Raw genomic sequence first — 6,000 nt, forward strand, 5'->3', positions numbered from 1 at the left:
ACGCTCAGGGCGGGGCTACTCGCCGCCCAACCGGGCCAGCAGTCCGGTGCGGTCCGCGACGGCCGCCGCCTCCAGCCGGGTGCGGGCGCCCAGCTTCATCAGCACCCGCTGCACATGCGTGCGCGCCGTGCTCGGGGCGATCCCCATGCCGGCCGCGATCTCCTGGGTGTCCTGGCCCTCGGCGATCCGGGCCAGCACCTGGACCTCCCGACGGGTCAGCGAGCCGAGCAGCCGCAGCGCCTCGTCGTCGGGCTCGTGCACCGGGTGCAGCAACCGCTCGAAGGCCGCCTGGAGCACCTCCACCGCGACCGCCGCCTCGCCGGCCCTGGCCCGGATGATGGCGCGGTCCACCACGTCGATCCGCTCGTCGCTGCGGACGTAGCCGGCCGCGCCCGCCGCGAAGGCGTTGGCCACCCCCCGCAGGTCGTCCACCGGGCCGAGCACCACCACCGCGACCTCGGGCCGCTCCTGGCGCAGCCGGCGCACCGGCGCGAACGCCCCCGGGGCTCCCGGCCGGGCCACACCGAGCAGGCAGACCTCCGGGCGGCGCTGGGCGGCCAGCTCGGGCCCGGCCGCCGTCGGGCAGCCCACCGCCAGCACTCGGTGACCGCGCACCTGCAGCGCCGCCGCCAGCGCCTCGGCCAGCAATCGGTGATCGTCGACCACGACGAGCCGCACGCCCAAAGGGGCCCTCCCCCGTACCCTGCGCGGAGCCGAACCCGCGCGATGCGTACCGGCCGTACGCCACAGCACTGTTGACGCCCCATCACAGCGCATCGCGGACCTGTTCGCCAGATCTCGGCGGGTCGGATGATGACCGCTCAAGGCAGTGGCAGGAGGATAACGAAAAAGGCCCCCGCCGTGATGGCGAGGACCTTCTCTGATGGAGCCCCCATGCGGAATCGAACCGCAGACCTTCTCCTTACCATGGAGACGCTCTACCGACTGAGCTATAGGGGCGAACCGGTCGAACGAGGAAGACATTACATGGTCATCGGCGGGATTGGGAAATCGGTGCCTGCCCGGATTCACGCGCCCTGCGGCGCGGGGCGCGCCGAGCCGGCCGGCCGGACACGGGCGGCGGACCCGGGCTGCTGACCTGTGCGGCGGACCTGTGCTGCGGAGGGCTGCCGCGCCTCCGGCCACCCCGGTCGACTGGCCTACTGGCGCGCCCGGGCCCACCTCGCAGGACCTCCGCTCACATGGCCGGGCCCCCGCTCAGCGGGCTGGCGGCCCGGCGGCCCCGGCGGCCGGCGGGGAGCTGATCACCCGTCAGGTCGAGTCCGCCGGTCTCCGGCAGGAGCAGCAGGCAGAGCACCGAGGCCACCCCGAGCCCGGCCAGATACCAGCCGACCGGCGTCGCCGTCCCGTACGTGGCCGTGAGCCTGGTCGCCAGCAGCGGTGCCGTCCCGCCGCCCACCACGCCACCGAGGTTGTAGGTGAGCGCGGCGCCGGTGTAGCGCACCCGGGTCGGGAAGAGCTCCGGCAGGTAGGCCCCCACCGGCCCGAGCAGCAACCCGATCAGCAGGGCGGAGGCGACCAGCGCGAACAGCACCAGGACCGGCCGCAGGCTCTGCAGCAGCGGGAAGAAGAGCAGCGACCAGGCGACCGCCACCGTGGTGGCCGCCAGGACCGTTCGTCGCCGCCCCCAGCGGTCGGACCCGCCCGAGCTGAACCAGACCGCCAGCGCGCCGGCCGGGGCGGCGAGCAGTTGCAGGGTGAGCATCATCGTCCGGTCCAGACCCAGTTGACCGGTCGCGTAGGCCAGGGCGTAGGTGTTGGTGAGATAGAAGAGCGCGTACCCGAAGGAGAGCGCGCCGCCACCCAGCAGGACGGTCCGCCAGTGCTCGCGCAGCACCGCCAGCACGGGCACCGCGTGCGGGGCCGCCGACCCGCCGTCGGCCCCCTCGCCTCCGGTGGCATCCGTGGCACCCGTGGAGTCTGCGGCGTCCGCGGAGTCCGCGGAGTCCGCGGCACGGGCCGTCGCCACGGCCGCGACCTCGGCGAAGACCGGGGTCTCCGCGATCCGCAGCCGGACGAAGAGCCCGACGCCGACCAGCAGCAGCGAGCCGAGGAACGGCAATCGCCACCCCCACCCCGCGAACTGGCTTTCGCTGAGCCGGGCCGAGAGCACCAGGAAGACCGCGGTCGCCAGCACCGAGCCGGCACAGGGCCCGAGTTGCAGGTATCCGGCGTACCGGCCACGGCGGCGCACCGGCGCGTACTCCGCGAGCAGCAGCGCCGCGCCGCCCCACTCGCCCCCCAGCCCGAACCCCTGGCAGAACCTCAACAGCACCAGGATCACCGGGGCCCAGACGCCCAACCGCCCGTACCCGGGCAGCACCCCGACCGCCGCCGTCGACAGCCCCATCATCAGCAGCGACGCCACCAGCACGGCCTTGCGGCCCACCCGATCCCCGAAGTGACCGAACACCACCGCCCCGACCGGCCTGGCCACGAACGCCACCGCATAGACCGAGAAGGCCGCGAGCAGCGCGTTGACCGGAGTGAGCACCGGGAAGAACTCACGCCCGAAGACCAGGGCCGCCGCCATCCCGTACAAGAAGAAGTCATAGAACTCGACCGCCGTCCCGACGAAGGCGGCAACCGCCACCCGCCCCAGGCCCTCGCCACTGCCGAGGTCCGGGGCGCCCTGATCCGACGCACCTGACGCCATGTCAATCGCCATACGTCGACGATGCCGGGCGGACCGGGCACCGCGCAGCCGCCAGTCGAGTGACGGGGGCGCACGCCGTTCGTATACGCCCCGGGGTGGTGCGCGGCGATGATTTGTACACCACCCGCCACCGAACGCTATGCTCCGACCACTCACCGTGCCCGCCGGAAACCGGCGGGAATCGCTCCCGATTCGGAGGCCTCATGGGTGGATTCCAGGTCCGGCCCGAGGAGTTGACCGGCGCCGGCCAGTGCGCGCAGGCGATCGCCACGCGCATCCCCGGCCAGAGCGAGCAGCTCACCCCCGCCGGCGCCGCGGCCGCCACCCGGCTCGTGGGCTGGCGCACGGCCGCCGCGCTGCGGGCCTGCGGCGACTCCTGGCGGGCCCTGCTGACCTCCCTGGCGGGCGAGTTGGACGCCCAGGGGCAGCGCCTGGCCACCACCGCACAGCAGTACCGCGACGGCGAGGTCACCGCGGTGGACGCGCTCGGCGCACCGCCGACGCCCCTGCCCGGCCGGCCCGGCCCGCAGCACGCCGCCGCCGCCCCCTTCGCCACCCACCCGGCCGGCCGCTGATGGAGCTCGCCGCCCTGCGGGAGGCCGACCCGCTGCTGCTGCCGGACTGCGCCGAGGCCTACGAGCAGTTGGCCGCCGCATTCCAACAGCACGTCGACGAATGGCAGTCCGGCGTCCACGACCGCACCACCCGCTCCGGCTGGCTCGGCACCGCCGCCGATGCCTGCCGCGCCTCGCTCCAGCAGACCGACGACCGCCTGATCGCCGCCCGCACCGAACTGCGGCGGATCGGCGCCTGCCTGCGGGCCGGCGCCGACGCCCTGCAACTCACCCAGGCCGAGCTGACCTCCGCGCTGGCCGACGCCCGGGCCGCCGGAGTGACCGTCGACGCCGACGGATCGGCCCCACTGGACCCCGCCGAGGCGACCGCCGAACGCCACGACCCCGACGCCCGGGCCCGGCACGGCGAACTGAGCCAGCGCGTCCGTACCGTCCTCGACCGGGCCGACGCGCTCGACCAGGCCCTGGCCGACCAGCTCACCGGCTTCACCCGCGCCGCCACCGACGGCTCCGGCCTCACCGACCGCAGCTTCGCCCCCGACCCGTACACCCCTGCCCCACTCTCCCCCCAGATCACCGCCCCCGACTTCCTACGCAACGCCGTCCCACCCCCGTCCGCCTCCCCCGCCACCGTCGCCGCCTGGTGGCGCTCCCTCCCTGCGGACCAGCAGCAGCGCCTCATCACCACCCGCCCCGACCTGATCGGCAACCGCGACGGCCTCCCCGCCACCGCCCGCGACCAGGCCAACCGCCTGCTGCTCCAGCGCTACCTCACCGACTTCGCCGCCCGCAGCTGGCGATCCGTCACCGACCAACTCAAGCTCGACGGCTTCCGCGCCATCCAGGACCGCCTCGACCGCAGCCCGGCCACCCCGCCCGTGCTGCTCTACGGCATCTCCGGCGAGGGCCAGGGTCGCGGCATCCTCTCCTTCGGCAACCCGGACACGGCGAGCAACGTGAGCGCGTACGTCCCAGGGCTGGGGACGGAGCTGCGGTCCGTGGGCGGGAAGGACGGGGACCGGGCGTTCAACGTGTGGTCTGCCGCCCACACCGCGGATCCGACGCGGACCACGGCCTCCATGGTCTGGCTCGGCTACGACCCGCCTCCGGGGGTCGACAAGTTCGACCCGCAGACCCTCGCGGTCATGGGCAAGTCTCGTGCCAGTGCCGGCGCCGAGACCTACGACCGGTTCATGGCCGGCCTGCGGGCCAGTCACGAAGGCCCGCCGGCCCACTTGACCGCGCTGGGCCACAGTTACGGCTCACTGACCGTCGGTCTGGCCGGCCAACGCTCCGGCGGCACGGGCGCGGACGAGATGATCCTGATCGGCAGTCCGGGGACCGGTGCCCAGCAGGCGGCGCAGCTGGGCGTTGGCGCCGGTCACGTCTGGGTCGGCGCGGCCGACAACGATCCGGTGACCTACCTGCCCGATCCGCTGAAGGAGGCAGTCGGCGACCACGAGCAGCGGTGGTTCGGCAGGGATCCGGCGAGCGCGGAGTTCGGGGCTCACCGATTCGAGGTGGCTGACGGACCATCAGGGAGCTTCCGGGCCCACTCGAACTACCTGGACCCCAGCGGCGGGAACTCGTTGTACAACATCGGGCAGATCATCTCCGGCCATCCGGACCGAACGCAGCCTCAGGTTCCGCGATGAGGTCCCGCCTGCCTGCCGCTCTGCTCCTCTCGGTACTGGCCGTGCTGCCCGTCACGGCCTGCCGACAGACCTCCCCCAAGGTGACCACCGCCATGATGAGCCCCGACGAAGCCCGAAACAGGCTGCACGCACTTCTTGATGACACCTTTGCCGCCGTCGCTCCCCCTCTCCGGTTCAGAGAGGGCTGGCCCACCACCACTGAGAACGACGCGCCAAGCGGAACGGCCAACGTAGCCCTCGATCGCTACGTCATGACCAAGGTCTCGTCCGCGAAGTACGGCGCCCTGCTCGGTCTGGTGGAACGCCACTGGAAGGAGCGCGGCTACACGATCGAGAGCGTGAACGCGGACGCGCGCATGCCTGCCATCTACGCCAGGGCGTCCGACGGAGCCGCGCTCAACCTTCGGGTCGGCTACCCCGGCAACATCACCATCACCGCCGCCGTCACCCCCATCCCCCTCACCCCCGTCCCCTTCGGCCCCGAGCCCCCACAGCCCACCCTCGCCAACGGCAACCCGGACATCCTGCCGACCACTGACGACCCGTTCTGGTCCAACTGAGCAATTCGCGCACGCGCGCCGGAGTTGCCTGTGCGTCGTCGGCGGGTGCTTTGGTCACGCGCAGATCCAGGACCCGAATCCGCCCCGCATTGACACCCACGTCACCGGGCCACCACCGCCACATCCCAGCAGCCGCGAGCCGTACACCGTCAGGTAGTCCACCTCGCCATCCAGGCCGCGCGCGGACGCGAACCGCGCCAGCGCGGGCTCGTCGGTGAACGCGTACAACCAGCGCACCCCGGCCGCATCCGCAGCCAGCAGCTCACCGCTCCCGGTCGGCGCCAGCAACAACGCCTCGCGCAACTCCGCCACCAGCGACGGACCGTCAACCTGCCCCACGTGCAGCGCCGCCAGACGCTCGGTCGACCCCACCGGTGACGGCCTAACCCGAAGTCGGGTGCAGCACTGAAAGCCACCAAGTAGCGGGGGGCCCCCCCCCCCCGGGGGGGGGCCCCCCCGGGGGGGGGGGGGGGGGCCCCGCCCCCCGGGGGGGGGGGCCCCCGCAGAGGCGGGGGGGGGGGGGGGGGGTCCCA

6 protein-coding genes and 1 tRNA gene are annotated in these 6,000 nt (G+C 73.5%); 3 read left to right on the forward strand and 4 right to left on the reverse strand.

Going from position 1 to position 6,000, the window contains the following annotated elements; all coding sequences use genetic code 11:
• Positions 1 to 15: 15 nt before the first annotated feature.
• From P3T41_RS04960 to P3T41_RS04970, 3 genes are all read right to left on the reverse strand, one after another.
• Entirely contained in the window at positions 16 to 678 is a 663-nt protein-coding gene (locus P3T41_RS04960) for a response regulator transcription factor (protein ID WP_280687969.1), read from the reverse strand.
• Positions 679 to 884: 206 nt separating this feature from the next.
• A tRNA-Thr gene (locus P3T41_RS04965) sits at positions 885 to 960 on the reverse strand.
• Between the two features lie 238 nt (positions 961 to 1,198).
• Entirely contained in the window at positions 1,199 to 2,689 is a 1,491-nt protein-coding gene (locus tag P3T41_RS04970; protein WP_280687971.1) for an MFS transporter, read from the reverse strand.
• Positions 2,690 to 2,880: 191 nt separating this feature from the next.
• Here P3T41_RS04970 and P3T41_RS04975 point away from each other — a divergent pair, with 191 nt between their 5' ends.
• From P3T41_RS04975 to P3T41_RS04985, 3 genes are all read left to right on the forward strand, one after another.
• Positions 2,881 to 3,252, forward strand: coding sequence for a PE domain-containing protein (locus P3T41_RS04975; RefSeq protein ID WP_280687973.1), 372 nt, complete (start codon positions 2,881 to 2,883; stop codon positions 3,250 to 3,252).
• A complete protein-coding gene (locus tag P3T41_RS04980; protein ID WP_280687975.1) occupies positions 3,252 to 4,907 on the forward strand; it encodes an alpha/beta hydrolase in 1,656 nt (551 codons plus the stop codon). Before P3T41_RS04975 ends, P3T41_RS04980 begins: the two co-directional genes overlap by 1 nt.
• A gap of 251 nt (positions 4,908 to 5,158) precedes the next feature.
• Complete coding sequence (locus P3T41_RS04985; protein ID WP_280687977.1) at positions 5,159 to 5,467, forward strand: hypothetical protein; 309 nt, start codon at positions 5,159 to 5,161, stop codon at positions 5,465 to 5,467.
• A 54-nt stretch (positions 5,468 to 5,521) separates the two neighbouring features.
• On the opposite strand, the gene P3T41_RS04990 is transcribed toward P3T41_RS04985, so the two are convergent.
• Positions 5,522 to 5,839: a hypothetical protein gene (locus P3T41_RS04990; protein ID WP_280687979.1), complete on the reverse strand. Its 318-nt coding sequence runs from the start codon at positions 5,837 to 5,839 to the stop codon at positions 5,522 to 5,524.
• Between the last annotated feature and the right edge of the window lie 161 nt (positions 5,840 to 6,000).

Source organism: Kitasatospora sp. GAS204B (genome assembly GCF_029892155.1).
Lineage (GTDB): Bacteria > Actinomycetota > Actinomycetes > Streptomycetales > Streptomycetaceae > Kitasatospora.